The sequence below is a fragment of the Streptomyces argenteolus genome, from assembly GCF_042902585.1.
In the GTDB taxonomy this organism is placed as follows: domain Bacteria; phylum Actinomycetota; class Actinomycetes; order Streptomycetales; family Streptomycetaceae; genus Streptomyces; species Streptomyces argenteolus.
This window is the reverse complement of sequence record NZ_JBIBEG010000001.1, coordinates 843,288-856,652: the sequence shown is the minus strand read 5'-3', so window position 1 is coordinate 856,652 and position 13,365 is coordinate 843,288. Positions and strand designations below refer to the sequence as shown.

At 70.7% G+C, this 13,365-nt stretch carries 16 protein-coding genes; 8 read left to right on the top strand and 8 right to left on the bottom strand.

Annotated elements, in window-relative coordinates:
- Window positions 1-3: 3 nt before the first annotated feature.
- Window positions 4-1,461, top strand: a complete 1,458-nt coding sequence (locus ACFY8O_RS03765; RefSeq protein ID WP_387898489.1) for an RICIN domain-containing protein — start codon at window positions 4-6, stop codon at window positions 1,459-1,461.
- A gap of 166 nt (window positions 1,462-1,627) precedes the next feature.
- Here ACFY8O_RS03765 and ACFY8O_RS03760 read toward each other — a convergent pair whose 3' ends face one another.
- The gene (locus ACFY8O_RS03760; protein ID WP_387898487.1) at window positions 1,628-1,999 is read right to left on the bottom strand and encodes a winged helix-turn-helix transcriptional regulator; all 372 of its coding nucleotides are present in this window, start codon (window positions 1,997-1,999) and stop codon (window positions 1,628-1,630) included.
- An 82-nt stretch (window positions 2,000-2,081) separates the two neighbouring features.
- On the opposite strand from ACFY8O_RS03760, the gene ACFY8O_RS03755 reads away from it, so the two are divergent.
- Together ACFY8O_RS03755 and ACFY8O_RS03750 are read left to right on the top strand one after the other, a co-directional pair.
- On the top strand, window positions 2,082-3,011 hold the full coding sequence (locus ACFY8O_RS03755) for an NAD(P)-dependent oxidoreductase (RefSeq protein ID WP_145803744.1): 930 nt from the start codon (window positions 2,082-2,084) through the stop codon (window positions 3,009-3,011).
- Between the two features lie 106 nt (window positions 3,012-3,117).
- Window positions 3,118-3,483, top strand: coding sequence for a helix-turn-helix domain-containing protein (locus tag ACFY8O_RS03750; protein WP_145803742.1), 366 nt, complete (start codon window positions 3,118-3,120; stop codon window positions 3,481-3,483).
- 98 nt (window positions 3,484-3,581) lie between these two features.
- On the opposite strand, the gene msrA is transcribed toward ACFY8O_RS03750, so the two are convergent.
- The 3 genes from msrA to ACFY8O_RS03735 all read right to left on the bottom strand — a co-directional run bounded on the left by msrA (window position 3,582) and on the right by ACFY8O_RS03735 (window position 5,689).
- On the bottom strand, window positions 3,582-4,292 hold the full coding sequence (msrA, locus tag ACFY8O_RS03745) for a peptide-methionine (S)-S-oxide reductase MsrA (protein ID WP_387898483.1): 711 nt from the start codon (window positions 4,290-4,292) through the stop codon (window positions 3,582-3,584).
- Between the two features lie 69 nt (window positions 4,293-4,361).
- On the bottom strand, window positions 4,362-4,544 hold the full coding sequence (locus tag ACFY8O_RS03740; RefSeq protein WP_387898480.1) for a hypothetical protein: 183 nt from the start codon (window positions 4,542-4,544) through the stop codon (window positions 4,362-4,364).
- Between the two features lie 41 nt (window positions 4,545-4,585).
- Complete coding sequence (locus tag ACFY8O_RS03735; RefSeq protein WP_145803736.1) at window positions 4,586-5,689, bottom strand: hypothetical protein; 1,104 nt, start codon at window positions 5,687-5,689, stop codon at window positions 4,586-4,588.
- A 79-nt stretch (window positions 5,690-5,768) separates the two neighbouring features.
- Here ACFY8O_RS03735 and ACFY8O_RS03730 point away from each other — a divergent pair, with 79 nt between their 5' ends.
- Window positions 5,769-6,914, top strand: a complete 1,146-nt coding sequence (locus ACFY8O_RS03730; protein WP_387898478.1) for a cystathionine gamma-synthase — start codon at window positions 5,769-5,771, stop codon at window positions 6,912-6,914.
- Between the two features lie 51 nt (window positions 6,915-6,965).
- On the opposite strand, the gene ACFY8O_RS03725 is transcribed toward ACFY8O_RS03730, so the two are convergent.
- Complete coding sequence (locus ACFY8O_RS03725) at window positions 6,966-7,157, bottom strand: DUF1059 domain-containing protein (protein ID WP_145803731.1); 192 nt, start codon at window positions 7,155-7,157, stop codon at window positions 6,966-6,968.
- 82 nt (window positions 7,158-7,239) lie between these two features.
- Complete coding sequence (locus tag ACFY8O_RS03720) at window positions 7,240-7,770, bottom strand: MarR family winged helix-turn-helix transcriptional regulator (protein ID WP_145803729.1); 531 nt, start codon at window positions 7,768-7,770, stop codon at window positions 7,240-7,242.
- Between the two features lie 157 nt (window positions 7,771-7,927).
- Here ACFY8O_RS03720 and ilvA point away from each other — a divergent pair, with 157 nt between their 5' ends.
- The 3 genes from ilvA to ACFY8O_RS03705 all read left to right on the top strand — a co-directional run bounded on the left by ilvA (window position 7,928) and on the right by ACFY8O_RS03705 (window position 11,233).
- Complete coding sequence (gene ilvA / locus ACFY8O_RS03715) at window positions 7,928-9,157, top strand: threonine ammonia-lyase (RefSeq protein ID WP_145803727.1); 1,230 nt, start codon at window positions 7,928-7,930, stop codon at window positions 9,155-9,157.
- A gap of 214 nt (window positions 9,158-9,371) precedes the next feature.
- Window positions 9,372-10,376: an ATP-binding cassette domain-containing protein gene (locus ACFY8O_RS03710; protein WP_145803725.1), complete on the top strand. Its 1,005-nt coding sequence runs from the start codon at window positions 9,372-9,374 to the stop codon at window positions 10,374-10,376.
- Window positions 10,377-10,381: 5 nt separating this feature from the next.
- Window positions 10,382-11,233, top strand: a complete 852-nt coding sequence (locus ACFY8O_RS03705) for an ABC transporter permease (protein ID WP_145804805.1) — start codon at window positions 10,382-10,384, stop codon at window positions 11,231-11,233.
- Between the two features lie 60 nt (window positions 11,234-11,293).
- Here the strand turns inward: ACFY8O_RS03705 and greA are convergent, their stop codons facing one another.
- Together greA and ACFY8O_RS03695 are read right to left on the bottom strand one after the other, a co-directional pair.
- Window positions 11,294-11,791, bottom strand: a complete 498-nt coding sequence (gene greA / locus ACFY8O_RS03700; RefSeq protein ID WP_145803723.1) for a transcription elongation factor GreA — start codon at window positions 11,789-11,791, stop codon at window positions 11,294-11,296.
- Window positions 11,792-11,981: 190 nt separating this feature from the next.
- On the bottom strand, window positions 11,982-12,386 hold the full coding sequence (locus ACFY8O_RS03695; RefSeq protein WP_145803721.1) for a DUF4307 domain-containing protein: 405 nt from the start codon (window positions 12,384-12,386) through the stop codon (window positions 11,982-11,984).
- Window positions 12,387-12,483: 97 nt separating this feature from the next.
- Between ACFY8O_RS03695 and mca the strand changes: the two genes are divergently transcribed.
- On the top strand, window positions 12,484-13,365 hold the full coding sequence (gene mca, locus ACFY8O_RS03690) for a mycothiol conjugate amidase Mca (RefSeq protein WP_145803719.1): 882 nt from the start codon (window positions 12,484-12,486) through the stop codon (window positions 13,363-13,365).

The window sequence follows — 13,365 nt, the reverse complement described above, 5'->3', positions numbered from 1 at the left end:
CACATGAGCGAACACAGGAACAGGCGGAAAGTCCGGCTCGGAGCCATGCTGACGGCACTGCTCCTCGCCGTCGGCGGAGTCCTGGCCGGCGGGCTGGCGGCTCCGGCGGGGGCGGCGTCGTTGCCGGTGGCGGGGGGTGTGTACCAGCTGGCGGTGAAGAAGAGCGGCAAGTGCGTCGACGTTCCGGGGGCGTCGTCGGCGAACGGCGCGCTGTTGCAGCAGTGGGGTTGTACGGAGGGTGCGGCGTGGCAGCAGTTCACGTTGACGGCCGATGGTTCGGGGAAGTACCGGCTGGCCAACCGCAGCAGCGGTAAGTGCGTGGATGTGCCCTCCGGTTCGAAGGTCAGTGGGGTGCAGCTCCAGCAGTGGGGGTGTGCGGCGCAGGCGAACCAGCAGTGGACGCTGACGGCGAGTGGTACGGACACGTTCCAGGTCGTCAACGTGAACAGCGGTCTGTGCATGAGTCTCAAGGACGCCTCCACGGCCAGTGGTGCGGCGATCATCCAGGAGACGTGCACCGCCAACAGCAACAAGCAGTGGGCCTTCAAGCCCGTCTCCGGACGCACCTGGTCCGACAAGGCCGACGGCTTCGCCTCCACCGGGGGCGGCACCACGGGCGGCGCCGCCGGCTCGACCGTCACCGTCACGAACTACGCGGACCTGGTGAAGTACGCCACCGCCGCGGCGCCCTACGTGATCAAGGTGGGCGCCGCGATCACGGTCAGCCCGTACGGCCACGAGATACCGGTCAAGTCCGACAAGACGATCATCGGTGTCGGCACCTCCGGGCAGATCGTCGGTGGCGGCTTCTTCCTCGGCACCGGCATCCACAACGTCATCATCCGCAACCTCACCATCCGCGACACCCGGATGACCGAGGACGATCCCGACGACAAGGACTACGACTACGACGGCATCCAGATGGACACCGCCGACCACATCTGGATCGACCACAACCGGATCGAGCGGATGAACGACGGGCTCATCGACAGCCGCAAGGACACCAGCTACCTGACCGTCTCCTGGAACGTCCTGGGCGAGCAGAACAAGGCCTTCGGCATCGGCTGGACGGAGAACGTCACCGCCCGGATGACGATCCACCACAACTGGATCCACGACACCAACCAGCGCAACCCCAGCATCGACAACGTCGCGTACGCCCACCTCTACAACAACTACATGCAGAACGTGACCTCGTACGGAAACCTCTCGCGCGGCGCGTCCAGGACCGTCATCGAGAACAGCTACTACCAGAGCGTCGCCAACCCGTACTACGTCGACACCACGGCCGCGTCGCTCACCCAGACCGGCAGCATCTGCGTCTCCTGCACCGGCAAGCAGCAGACCAACGGGACCACGTTCAAGCCGGGTGACCACTACGGCTACACCCTGGACCCGGCCGCCGATGTCCCCGCCCTGCTCAAGCAGTACGCCGGCCCGCAAGGCACCATCGGGAACTGAGCCACCGGCGGCAGGTGCCTCGCCGCCGGGCCGGCCCGGTACGGAACAGAGCGTGTCCCGTACCGGGCCCGTGGCCGGGTCACCGGGGGTCCTCCCGGCCGGAGCCCTGGCCGCCGGCTGTCCTGAGGCCTCCGGCGTGCCCCGGGGGAACGCCGGCCGGGCGGGCTCAGGCGTGTGAGGTCACGGCGACATCGACGGCTTCGAGCTGTTCGCGACGCGTCCGCTCGGTCCCCCACACCCCGAGGGGCCGGAGGGCCTGGTTGAGTGTGTGCCCGTGCTCGGTCAGGGAGTACTCGACCCTCGGCGGCACCTCGGCGTACACCGTGCGGTGCACGAGGCCGTCCTCCTCCATCTCCCGCAGGTGCTGCGTGAGCATCTTCTCGCTCACTCCCGGCAGGCCCCGGCGCAACTCCGAGAAGCGGCGCACGCGATGGGCGTCGAGTTCCCAGAGGATCAGTCCCTTCCACTTGCCGCTCACCACATCGAGCGCGGCGTCGATGCCGCAGATGTAAGGCCCGCGTCTCGGCGCCTTGGCCATCGGGATCCCCTAACCGAAAGGTAAGTACCGCAGTATTTAGTGGGTACTTCCGAGCCTAGTGACGCTCGCCGAGCATGGAGGCGTGAACCAGCCACAGAACCTCACCACCAGTCAGGACGGCAACGCCGTCACCGTGATCGGACTGGGCCCGATGGGCCGGGCGATGACGCGCACGCTTCTCGCCGCCGGACACCGGGTCACCGTCTGGAACCGCACCGCCGCCCGGGCCGACGGCGTCGTCGAGGACGGCGCGACGCTCGCGGCGACACCCGGCGAGGCGGTCGCGGAGAGCGGCCTCGTCCTCGTCAGCCTCACCGACTACCAGGCGATGTACGACATCCTCGGCGGCGCCACCGGACCGCTCGCCGGCCGGACCCTGGTCAACCTGAGCTCCGACACCCCCGAGCGCACCCGCGAGGCCGCCGCCTGGGCGGCGGGTCACGGCGCCGCCTTCCTCACCGGGGGCGTCATGGTCCCCGCACCGATGGTCGGGACCGAAGCCGCCTACGTCTACTACAGCGGCCCCGGCGAGGTGATGCGCACCCATCAGGCGGCCCTGGCAGCGCTCGGCACGCCCAGGTACCTGGGCGAGGACCCGGGCCTCGCCCAGCTGATGTACCAGGCCCAGCTCACCGTGTTCCTCACCACGCTGTCCGGGCTGATGCACGCGACCGCCATGCTGGGGGCCGCAGGGATGAAGGCCCGGGAGGTCCTGCCGGAGTTGCTCTCCACCGCCGACTCGACCGGCGACATCCTGCGGGCCGGCGAGGACAGCCCCGGTGCCGCGCTGGACGCGGGAGAGCACCCCGGAGACCTCAGCACGGTCACCATGATGGGTGCGACGGCGGACCACATCGTCGAGGCCAGCAGATCACTCGGCCTGGACCTCGCGCTCCCGCTGGCGGTGCGGACCCACTACCGGCGCGCGATCGACGACGGGCACGGAGGCGACAACTGGACGCGCATCATCGACGGCATCCGAGCGCCGCGCCGACCGGACCGGGCCACGTGACGCGCCCCCGGCACCCAGGAGAAGGACCTTTCTGCCGACAGGAGATCCGCCCGGAGCGGAGCGCTTTCCCCACCCACGCCGGGCGCACCGCTCCTAGGCTGGGGTGATGAGCAGCCACGCATCGAACCGGGCACGCGTCATCCCTCTGCGTCCCGTCCCCGCGACGCCGGGCCCCGCCCCCGCCAAGGAGCCCCTCTGGCGGGACGTCGTCGGCGACGTCCTGCGCCGCGAGCGCCTCGCGCAGGAGCGGACGCTCAAGGACGTGTCCGAGGCCGCCCGGATCTCCGTGCCCTACCTCTCCGAGATCGAGCGCGGACGCAAGGAGGCCTCGTCCGAGGTGCTCGCCGCGGCGGCCCGCTCACTCGGGCTCGGGCTGGGGGACGTGCTGTCCCTGGCGCAGGGCGAACTCGCCCGCCGGAGCCAGGCCGCCCCGGTCCGTGCCTCGATGGGCGAGGTGCGCCTGGCCGCCTGAGCCCCGGTCCGGGCCCCACGGGCGGGGTGGCACCGGCCGCATCTCGCGGCCGGCCCGCTTCTTGCCGGCCCGCGGCCCGGGAGGCCGCGGGCCGCAGGTCACTCGGAGACGCCGGGAGCCGGGGCGATGCCCGTCGGGCAGGCGCGGCCCCAGTTCGTCTCCGAGGGGGACTCCAGGGTGGCTCCCGTGCCCCCGATGCCGCAGTAGCCGTCGGGGTTCTTGTCGAGATACTGCTGGTGGTACGCCTCCGCGGGCCAGAACGTGCGGCCTTCTGCCGGGAGGATCTCGGTGGTGATCGTGCCGTAGCCGGCGCCCGTCAGCACCTGCTGGTACGCCTCCCGGGACGCCTGCGCCGCCTCGGCCTGCTCGGCGGAGTGGGTGTAGAGCGCCGAGCGGTACTGCGTGCCCACGTCGTTGCCCTGCCGGAAGCCCTGGGTCGGGTTGTGGGACTCCCAGAAGAGCTTGAGCAGCTCCGCGTAGCTCACGGTCTTCGGGTCGAACACCACGCGGACCGCCTCCGTGTGGCCCGTCAGGCCGGAGCAGGTCTCCTCGTACGAGGGGTTCTCCGTGTAGCCGCCCTGGTAGCCCACGAGCGTCGTCCAGACGCCCTCGGTCTGCCAGAACTTGCGCTCGGCGCCCCAGAAACAGCCCAGCGCGAAGTCGGCGACCTCCAGACCCTGCGGATACGGGCCGGTCAGCGGGTTGCCGAGGACCGTGTGGCGGGACGGCACCGTGAATTCGGGGGTGGGGCGGCCTCGCAGGGCCTCCTCGGGGGTGGGGAGCTGCGGGGTGCGGTTGGTCAGGAACATGCGGTGGCTCCTCCGGAGGTCGGGGTTCGCTCGGTACAACACCGCGAGGGGGCCGTGGATTCCACGGTCTCAGGCGGCGGGGGCGGGAGGATCCTGGCGCTCGCCGGGGGAACCGGCCTGGGGTTCGCGGTGCGTGCCGGGGGAGCCGGCCGGGTTCTCGTAGGAGGCCATGTAGGCGGCGGTCTTCCTGCGTGCCCGCAGCCAGAAGAAGACGGCGAGGGCTATCAGGATCAGCGGGATCAGTCGTGCCATGGGTGGGCCGGTCCAATCGGGAGGAGTGCGGGACGTGCCGGTCAGTGGGGCAGCGTCGCGGGACTGCCACCGTTCGCCTCGTACCCCGCCACGGCCAGCGCACGGTAGACCGTGTACTCGGCCGCCGGGTCGGGGTTCTGCGTCCAGGGCAGCGCGCCCACGTGGCCGTCGATGTGGACGAGCTGGTGCATGGCTTCGGACCAGCGCTCCATCCGGACCAGGAAGAGCACCAGCAGATGCCGCACGTGCGCGAGCATCGGATCGTCCGCGCGGGCCGCGTGCACCGCGAACAGGGCGCCCTCGACCGCCTTCGTCACGACGGCGCCGCGGTAGAAGCCCTGCACCAGATTGACCTCGGGCAGGTGCTCGTACACGGCGAACAGCGGCAGCGCGGCGAGCAGCGATCCCCGCGGGGCGCGGGCCGCGGCCGCGGTCGCGAAGCGCTCGGCCTCCTCGCGCGAACCGTGCCACTTCTCGCACCAGAAGTGCAGGGCGGCGATGTGGGCGCCCATGTGCGCCGGGGCACGGTCGATGATCTTCGCCCAGAGCTGGTCGAACTGCTCGTGGGAGTACCCCAGCCCACGGGCCACGGCGAGCTCCACGAGGTACGGGACGGGGTCGCCCGGGGCCAGCAGGGCGGCCTCGCCGCAGACCGTACGGGCCTCCTCCAGGATGATCCGGAAGTCGTCGGTGCCTACGGTGCCGGTGCGCCAGGCCTGCTGCACCAGGAACTCCGCGTGCACCGCCGCCGCGCCGGCGTCCTTCGGGGCCTCGGCCCGCCACGCCCGCAGCCACGCCCCGCCCGTACCGGGCTGCCGGGCCAGCTCCAGCGACGCCGCACCGGCGAACGCCTGCACCCGCTGCCAGCGGACCTCGCTCTCCGCGGGCGTCCCCGCGAGCAGCTGCGAGGCGGCCTTCCAGCTCTGGGTGGCCTGGACCACGTCCAGCACGTCCAGGAGGTCCTGGTCGGGGCCGGGCATCCGGACGTCCAGCTCCTCCTGGCGCGCGAAGCCGTAGGTGTCCGGGTCGGCGGCATCGGGCGAACCGGGCGCGACCTGGCGGATACCGCCACGGCGCCGCAGCATGAGCGGGCCGACCACAGCGGCGAGCATGCACAGGGCGAGCAGGAACCACAGAATCTCCATGCGGTCCATTGTCCCCGGACGGGCAGGCGGGCGGCGAGTGGCCTTCAACTCCCCTCCCGACGAACTACGCTCGGGCCCCATGAGCGACCAGCACAGCTTCGAGACCCTCGCGATCCACGCCGGCAACACGGCGGATCCCCTCACCGGCGCCGTGGTCCCGCCGATCTACCAGGTGTCCACGTACAAGCAGGACGGCGTCGGCGGACTGCGTGGCGGCTACGAGTACAGCCGCAGCGCCAACCCGACCCGTACCGCCCTGGAGGAGAACCTGGCGGCGCTGGAGGGCGGCCGTCGCGGGCTCGCCTTCGCGTCTGGCCTCGCGGCCGAGGACTGCCTCCTGCGCACGCTTCTGACGCCCGGCGACCACGTGGTCATCCCGAACGACGCCTACGGCGGCACGTTCCGGCTGTTCGCGAAGGTCGCCTCGCGCTGGGGCGTCGAGTTCTCGGTCGCCGACACCTCCGACGTGAGCGCGGTGCGGGCGGCCATCACCCCCCGGACCAAGGCGGTCTGGGTGGAGACCCCCTCCAACCCGCTGCTCGGCATCACGGACATCTCCGCCGTCACCGACGTGGCCCGGCAGGCGGGCGCCCGGCTGGTCGTCGACAACACCTTCGCCAGCCCGTACCTCCAGCAGCCGCTCTCGCTCGGCGCCGACGTCGTGGTGCACTCCACCACCAAGTACATGGGCGGCCACTCGGACGTCGTCGGCGGCGCGCTCGTCGTCAGCGACCCGGAGCTCGCCGAGGAACTGGCGTACCACCAGAACGCGATGGGCGCGGTGGCCGGGCCGTTCGACGCCTGGCTGGTGCTGCGCGGCATCAAGACCCTCGCGGTCCGCATGGACCGGCACGACGAGAACGCCACGAAGGTCGCCGACCTGCTGACCCGGCACCCCAAGGTGACCCAGGTCCTCTACCCGGGGCTGCCGGAGCACCCGGGCCACGAGATCGCCGCCAAGCAGATGAAGGCGTTCGGCGGCATGGTGTCGTTCCGGGTCGCGGGCGGCGAGGAGGCCGCGGTCGAGGTGTGCAACCGCGCGAAGCTCTTCACCCTCGGGGAGTCGCTGGGCGGCGTCGAGTCGCTCCTGGAGCACCCGGGCCGCATGACGCACGCCTCCGCCGCGGGTTCCCCGCTGGAGGTGCCCGCCGACCTCGTCCGGCTCTCCGTCGGCATCGAGAACGCCGACGACCTGCTGGCCGACCTCACGCAGGCCCTCGGCTGACACGGCCCGGCGGCCGGGACGGACCGTCCCGGCCGCCGTACGGCGTGTGGGTCAGACAGCGACCTTCTCGTCCTCCAGCATGCCCCGGATCTGCTCGCGCAGTTCCGGGCTGTCGGTGTGCTCGTGGACCGAGACCGCGTGTTCCGCGGCGGCCCGGACGACCTCGTCCTCCTCACCCGAAATGGCGAGTGAGCAGTTGGAGACGCTCGGATACTTACGGCAGTCTGCGATCTTCCGTGTCATCGCGGCCTCCTCGGCATCGGCGAGTGCAGGCCCTTCCAGGGTAGATCCGAACGGCCGGGCGGACAGGCCGGACGGACCTGTCTCAGCCCTCCTGCGCCGGCTGGTGCGCGGCCTGCCGCGCGGCCAGGGAGGAGTTGAACCGGGTGAGCAGGGCGCAGAACGTGTCGCGCTCCTCCTCACTCCAGTCACCCGTCACCTGGGACATCAGCTCACGGCGTGAGGCGCGGACCTCCTCCAGGCGGGCCTGACCGCGCGGCGACAGCTGGAGCACCACGGCACGCCCGTCCTCCGGGTGGGAGGTGCGCTTGACCAGTCCCGTGTCGACGAGCGGTGCCACCTGGCGGGTCACCGTGGAGGAGTCGATCCCCATGCCGGCGGCCAGGGCCTTGACGCCCATCGGCCCTTCCACGTCGAGCCGGTTGAGCAGCAGGTAGGCGGCGCGGTCCATCGAGTTGCGGACCTGGCCGACCCCGCCCAGGCGGGTCTGCTCGGCACGGCGGGCGAAGACGGCCACCTGGTGCTGGAGTGCGTCGAGAAGGTGGTCCGTTCCCGGATGTCCGGGGGTCGCGCCCCCGGAAGGAGACGCGGCAGTCGTCATGTCCTGAGGGGGCATGGCCGGGGGCTCTCTTCGTGCGGTGTCGGATGGGTGGGGGACAGAGTACGCGGCCACGGGGCAACGTGTACCAGCGCTGCACAAACCTATGGACACCACCGCAGGCCGCCATGAGATGCGACGGTCCCGGCCCCTGCGAGCTGCAAGACTTGCCGTCATGACCTTCCGTACGTCAGGCCCCTTTCCTCCGCTCATCCTCGACGACGTCCGGGGGGCACAGAAGATGTTGTCCGGGGTGGCCAGAACGACCGGGATGGAGGGCAGCCGTCATCTGAGCTCACTCGTCGGGGCCCCGGTCCACCTCAAGTGCGAGAACCTCCAGCGCACCGGCTCCTTCAAACTGCGTGGCGCATATGTGCGTATCTCGGGCCTCAGCCCCGTCGAGCGGGCGGCCGGAGTCGTGGCCGCGAGTGCCGGAAACCATGCGCAGGGTGTAGCACTGGCCTCCTCACTGCTCGGCGTACGTTCCACGGTCTTCATGCCGGTCGGCGCGCCCTTGCCCAAGGTCGCCGCCACCCGCGAGTACGGGGCCGAGGTGCGGCTGCACGGGCACGTGGTGGACGAGACGCTCGCCGCCGCCCAGGAGTACGCGGAGCAGACCGGCGCCGTCTTCATCCACCCCTTCGACCACCCGGACATCATCGCGGGCCAGGGCACCGTGGGCCTGGAGATCCTCGAACAGTGCCCCGAGGTCCGCACGATCGTCGTGGGCATCGGCGGGGGCGGGCTCGCCGCCGGCATCGCCGTGGCGGTGAAGGCGCTGCGACCCGACGTCAGGATCGTCGGCGTCCAGGCGGCGGGTGCGGCGGCCTTCCCCCCGTCACTGACGGCCGGGCATCCCGTGGCGCTGGACTCGGTGCAGACCATGGCCGACGGGATCAAGGTGGGGCGGCCCGGCGATCTCACGTTCCCGCTGGTCCAGGAGCTGGTGGACGAGGTCCGCACGGTCTCCGAGGACGAGCTCTCCAGCGCGCTGCTGCTGTGCCTGGAGCGGGCCAAGATGGTCGTCGAGCCGGCCGGGGCGATCCCCGTCGCGGCACTGCTGAGTGATCCGGGGGCGTTCCGCGGGCCCGTCGTCGCCGTGCTGTCGGGCGGCAACGTGGACCCCCTGCTGATACAGCGCATCCTCACGCACGGCATGGTCGCGGCGGGCCGCTACCTCAGCCTGCGGCTCCGGCTCACCGACCGGCCGGGCGCGCTGGCCGCGATGCTCGCCACCCTGTCCGTCGCCGACGCCAACGTGCTCGACATCCAGCACGTGCGGACCGACCCACGGCTCGGGCTCACCGAGGCGGAGGTGGAACTCCACCTGGAGACCAAGGGACCGGAGCACTGCGAGGAGGTCGCCGCCGCGCTGCGGGACGCCGGTTACACGGTGCGGGCCTGAGCGGAGGGACGGCGGGCGGGGCGCAAAACCGGTTGTGGGCCGCCCCGTATCCCCCTAGCGTGCACCGCCGTGCGGTTCGCGACGTCCGTGCAGCCGCGCGGGTCGCGAGGGGCGCGACGACCGGGCCGCCCCGTGGTCCGTGACAGGCGCGACGGCACCGCGAATCCTAGGATCTGCTCAGGACGCACCCGAGAACCAACTGGGGGAATCCCGTATGCCAGGCGCCATCTACGCCGAAGGCCTGGTGAAGACCTTCGGCGACGTACAAGCACTGGGGGGCGTCGATCTCGACGTACCCGAAGGCACCGTCCTCGGCCTGCTGGGGCCCAACGGCGCCGGCAAGACGACCGCCGTGCGTGTCCTGACCACCCTGCTCCAGCCGGACAGCGGCCGGGCCGTGGTGGCGGGCATCGACGTACTGAAGAATCCCAACGAGGTGCGCCGCTCGATCGGCCTCTCCGGCCAGTTCGCCGCCGTCGACGAATACCTCACCGGCCGCGAGAACCTCCAGATGGTCGGGCAGCTCTACCAGATGGGCGCCCGCGACGCGAAGAGGCGGGCGGGGGAGCTGCTGGAGAGGTTCAACCTCGCCGACGCCGCCGACCGCACCGCGAAGACCTACTCCGGGGGCATGCGCCGCCGCCTCGACCTGGCGGCGGCGCTCGTCGTCTCCCCGCCGGTCATGTTCATGGACGAGCCCACCACCGGACTCGACCCGCGCAACCGGCAGCAGCTGTGGGAGGTCATCCAGGAACTCGTCGCCGGCGGTACGACGCTGCTGCTCACCACGCAGTACCTGGAGGAGGCCGACCATCTCGCCCACGACATCTGCGTCATCGACCACGGCAAGGTGATCGCCCGCGGCACCTCCGACGCGCTCAAGGCCCGCACCGGCGGCGAACGCGTCGAGGTCGTCGTGCACCAGCCCGACCAGATCGAGCCCGCCCGCTCGGTGCTCGCCACCTACGGCAAGGGCGAGATCTCCGTGGCGGAGCACACCCGCAAGCTGACCGTCCCGGTGACCGGCGGGGCCAAACTGCTCGCCGAGGTCATCCGGGACCTCGACACCCACGGCGTGGAGATCGACGACATCGGGCTGCGCCGCCCCACCCTCGACGACGTCTTCATCTCGCTCACCGGCCACGCCGCCGAGCTGGAGAGGAACGGCGGGGACCCATCGACCGAGGCCGCTGAGGGCCGGAAGGAGGACGGCGCGTGACCACCATCGTCCCGAACACGCCGGCCGTGGCGCCGCTCAAGTCCCGGGGGGCGATCAGCCAGTCCGTCGCCGACTCCCTCGTCGTCGCCAAGCGCAATCTGATCCGGATGGCCAGGATCCCGGAGATGGTGATCTTCGGCCTGGTGCAGCCCATCATGTTCGTGGTGCTGTTCACCTACGTCTTCGGCGGATCCATCAAGGTGGGTGACTCCACCTCGCCGCAGGCCTACCGCGAGTTCCTCATGGCGGGCATCTTCGCGCAGACGGTCACCTTCGCCACCGCCGGTGCGGGCGCGGGCATCGCCGACGACATGCACAAGGGACTCATCGACCGGTTCAGGTCGCTGCCGATGGCCCGGGGCGCCGTCCTCACGGGACGCACGATCGCCGACCTCGTGCAGACCGCGCTCACACTCGTCGTGCTCGCGATCGTCGCGCTCATCGTCGGCTGGCGGACCCACGAGAACCTGGGCAAGGTCCTGCTCGGCTTCCTGCTGCTGCTCCTGCTCGGCTACGCGTTCTCCTGGATCGGCGCCCTGATCGGGCTCGTCGTCCGCACCCCGGAGGCAGCCACCTCCGGCGGACTGATCTGGCTCTTCCCGCTGACGTTCATCTCGAACGCCTTCGTGGACGCCAACCAGATGCCTACGTTCCTGCGCGTCATCGCGGAGTGGAACCCCTTCAGCGCCACGGTGCAGGCCTGCCGTGAGCTGTTCGGCAACCTGCCGCCGGGCTTCGTGACCCCCGACGCCTGGCCGATGCAGCACCCGATCCTGGCCTCGGTCATCTGGTCCGTGGTCATCCTCGTGGTCTTCCGCACGCTCGCGGTCCGCAAGTACCGCTCGGCGACCGCCTGACCCCGCGCACGACGGAGCCCCGGCCGCACCTGCGGCCGGGGCTCCGTCGTGCGCCGCGGATCAGCCCTGGTACGGCTTCGCGGAGATGATCTTCACGGTGGCCTTCTTGCCGTTCGGCAGCTCGTACTCCGCGTCGTCGCCCACCCGCTTGCCGTTCACGCCCGTGCCGAGCGGGGACTGGGGGGAGTACGTCTCGATGTCGGTGCTCGCGTACTCGCGGGAGGCGAGCAGGAAGGTGACCGTGTCGTCCGGGTCGCCGTCGAAGGCGATCGTCACGACCATGCCGGGCTCGACCACGCCGTCGTCGGCGGGGGCCTCGCCGACCTTCGCGTGCTCCAGGAGCTGGGTCAGCTGACGGACCCGGAGCTCCATCTTGCCCTGCTCCTCCTTGGCCGCGTGGTACCCGCCGTTCTCGCGGAGGTCACCCTCCTCACGGGCCGCCGCGATCTTGACGGAGATCTCCGTGCGCGCGGGACCAGACAGGTACTCCAGCTCCGCCTTGAGCTGGTTGTACGCCTCCGGCGTGAGCCAGGTGACGTTATCGCTGGTCTGGGTCACAGGGTGCTCCTCGTCGGTGCTGGGAATACAAAGCAACGCCCTACCCCAAGCATGCGCTGCCACGGGTGGGCGAAACAACGAGCCTAACAATTCCGCGCGAAAAGGGGGAGAAGGTAAAACGTCACACGCGCGTTTAACCAGCTCGAGGCGGGAGCGTGCGCCTCGGTGACGGCGCGCTCCCGCGGTGCTGTCAGGCGCCCGCGGTGCAGGCGACGAGCTCCACCGCGGTCGCCCGGGAGGTGGTGCGCAGGGAGACGAGCTCGTCGATCCGCCCGGACGGCTCCTCGAAACGGAAGTCCGCGCGCCCCACCTCGGCGCCGTCCTCGCTCAGGGCGCGGAGGGTGCAGTGCCCGTCGGCGTCCCGGTCCTTGCGGACCTCCAGATGGGCCTCGGCCCTGGTGTCCGAGACGATCCGGGACTTGATGATCTCGGCGCTGATGTCCTGGCCGGTGACGTAGGAGTAGCCGAACCAGCCGATCATGCCGAGGAAGGCCACGCCCAGCACGGCACCGATGATCTTCAGCTTGCGGTCCGCGCGCAGGTCCCGGGACCGGCCGTAGCGCTCCTCGGGCAAGGCCTCGCGCACCGCCGCCATGATCGTTCCTCCTGTACAGGGGATCGTGGAATTTTCCACCCCCCGGTTCAGTCACTATAGAAGCCGACCCACGCGACCGATGACTGAGGACCGAGTCTTGACCGAGCAGCTGAGACTGATGGCCGTGCACGCCCACCCCGACGACGAGTCGAGCAAGGGCGCGGCCACCATGGCCAAGTACGTGTCCGAGGGGGTGGACGTCCTGGTCGTCACCTGCACAGGGGGCGAGCGGGGATCCATCCTCAACCCGAAGCTCCAGGGGGACGCGTACATCGAGGAGCACATCCACGAGGTGCGCAAGAAGGAGATGGACGAGGCCCGGGAGATCCTGGGCGTCAAGCAGGAGTGGCTCGGCTTCGTCGACTCGGGTCTGCCCGAGGGCGACCCGCTGCCGCCCCTGCCCGAGGGCTGCTTCGCCCTGGAGGACGACGAGACGGCGGCGGGGCGTCTCGTCGCGAAGGTGCGTGCCTTCCGGCCGCAGGTGATCACCACCTACGACGAGAACGGCGGCTACCCGCACCCCGACCACATCAAGACGCACACCATCTCGATGATCGCCTTCGACGGGGCGGCGGACACCGAGAGGTTCCCCGAGGCGGAGTTCGGTCCCGCCTGGCAGCCGCAGAAGCTCTACTACAACCAGGGCTTCAACAAGCCGCGCACCGTGGCCCTGCACGAGGCGCTGCTCGCCCGCGGACTGGAGTCCCCGTACGGCGAGTGGCTGGAGCGCTGGAAGGAGTTCGAGCGCGCGGAACGCACGCTGACCACGCACGTCCCGTGCGACGACTTCTTCGAGATCCGCGACAAGGCGCTGATCGCGCACGCCACGCAGATCGATCCGGACGGCGGCTGGTTCCGCGTCCCGATGGACGTCCAGCGGGAGGTCTGGCCGACCGAGGAGTACGAGCTCGCCAAGTCCCTGGTCGATACCTCCCTCCCCGAGAGCGACCTCTTCGCGGGCATCCGCGACAATGCCTGA

Excerpts from the sequence above, each read along its gene's own strand:
- ACFY8O_RS03765 (WP_387898489.1), top strand. The coding sequence starts at position 4 with ATGAGCGAACACAGGAACAGGCGGAAAGTCCGGCTCGGAGCCATGCTG.
- ACFY8O_RS03760 (WP_387898487.1), bottom strand. The coding sequence starts at position 1,999 with ATGGCCAAGGCGCCGAGACGCGGGCCTTACATCTGCGGCATCGACGCC.
- ACFY8O_RS03750 (WP_145803742.1), top strand. The coding sequence starts at position 3,118 with ATGAGCAGCCACGCATCGAACCGGGCACGCGTCATCCCTCTGCGTCCC.
- msrA (WP_387898483.1), bottom strand. The coding sequence starts at position 4,292 with ATGTTCCTGACCAACCGCACCCCGCAGCTCCCCACCCCCGAGGAGGCC.
- ACFY8O_RS03740 (WP_387898480.1), bottom strand. The coding sequence starts at position 4,544 with ATGGCACGACTGATCCCGCTGATCCTGATAGCCCTCGCCGTCTTCTTC.
- ACFY8O_RS03735 (WP_145803736.1), bottom strand. The coding sequence starts at position 5,689 with ATGGAGATTCTGTGGTTCCTGCTCGCCCTGTGCATGCTCGCCGCTGTG.
- ACFY8O_RS03730 (WP_387898478.1), top strand. The coding sequence starts at position 5,769 with ATGAGCGACCAGCACAGCTTCGAGACCCTCGCGATCCACGCCGGCAAC.
- ACFY8O_RS03725 (WP_145803731.1), bottom strand. The coding sequence starts at position 7,157 with ATGACACGGAAGATCGCAGACTGCCGTAAGTATCCGAGCGTCTCCAAC.
- ACFY8O_RS03720 (WP_145803729.1), bottom strand. The coding sequence starts at position 7,770 with ATGCCCCCTCAGGACATGACGACTGCCGCGTCTCCTTCCGGGGGCGCG.
- ilvA (WP_145803727.1), top strand. The coding sequence starts at position 7,928 with ATGACCTTCCGTACGTCAGGCCCCTTTCCTCCGCTCATCCTCGACGAC.
- ACFY8O_RS03710 (WP_145803725.1), top strand. The coding sequence starts at position 9,372 with ATGCCAGGCGCCATCTACGCCGAAGGCCTGGTGAAGACCTTCGGCGAC.
- ACFY8O_RS03695 (WP_145803721.1), bottom strand. The coding sequence starts at position 12,386 with ATGGCGGCGGTGCGCGAGGCCTTGCCCGAGGAGCGCTACGGCCGGTCC.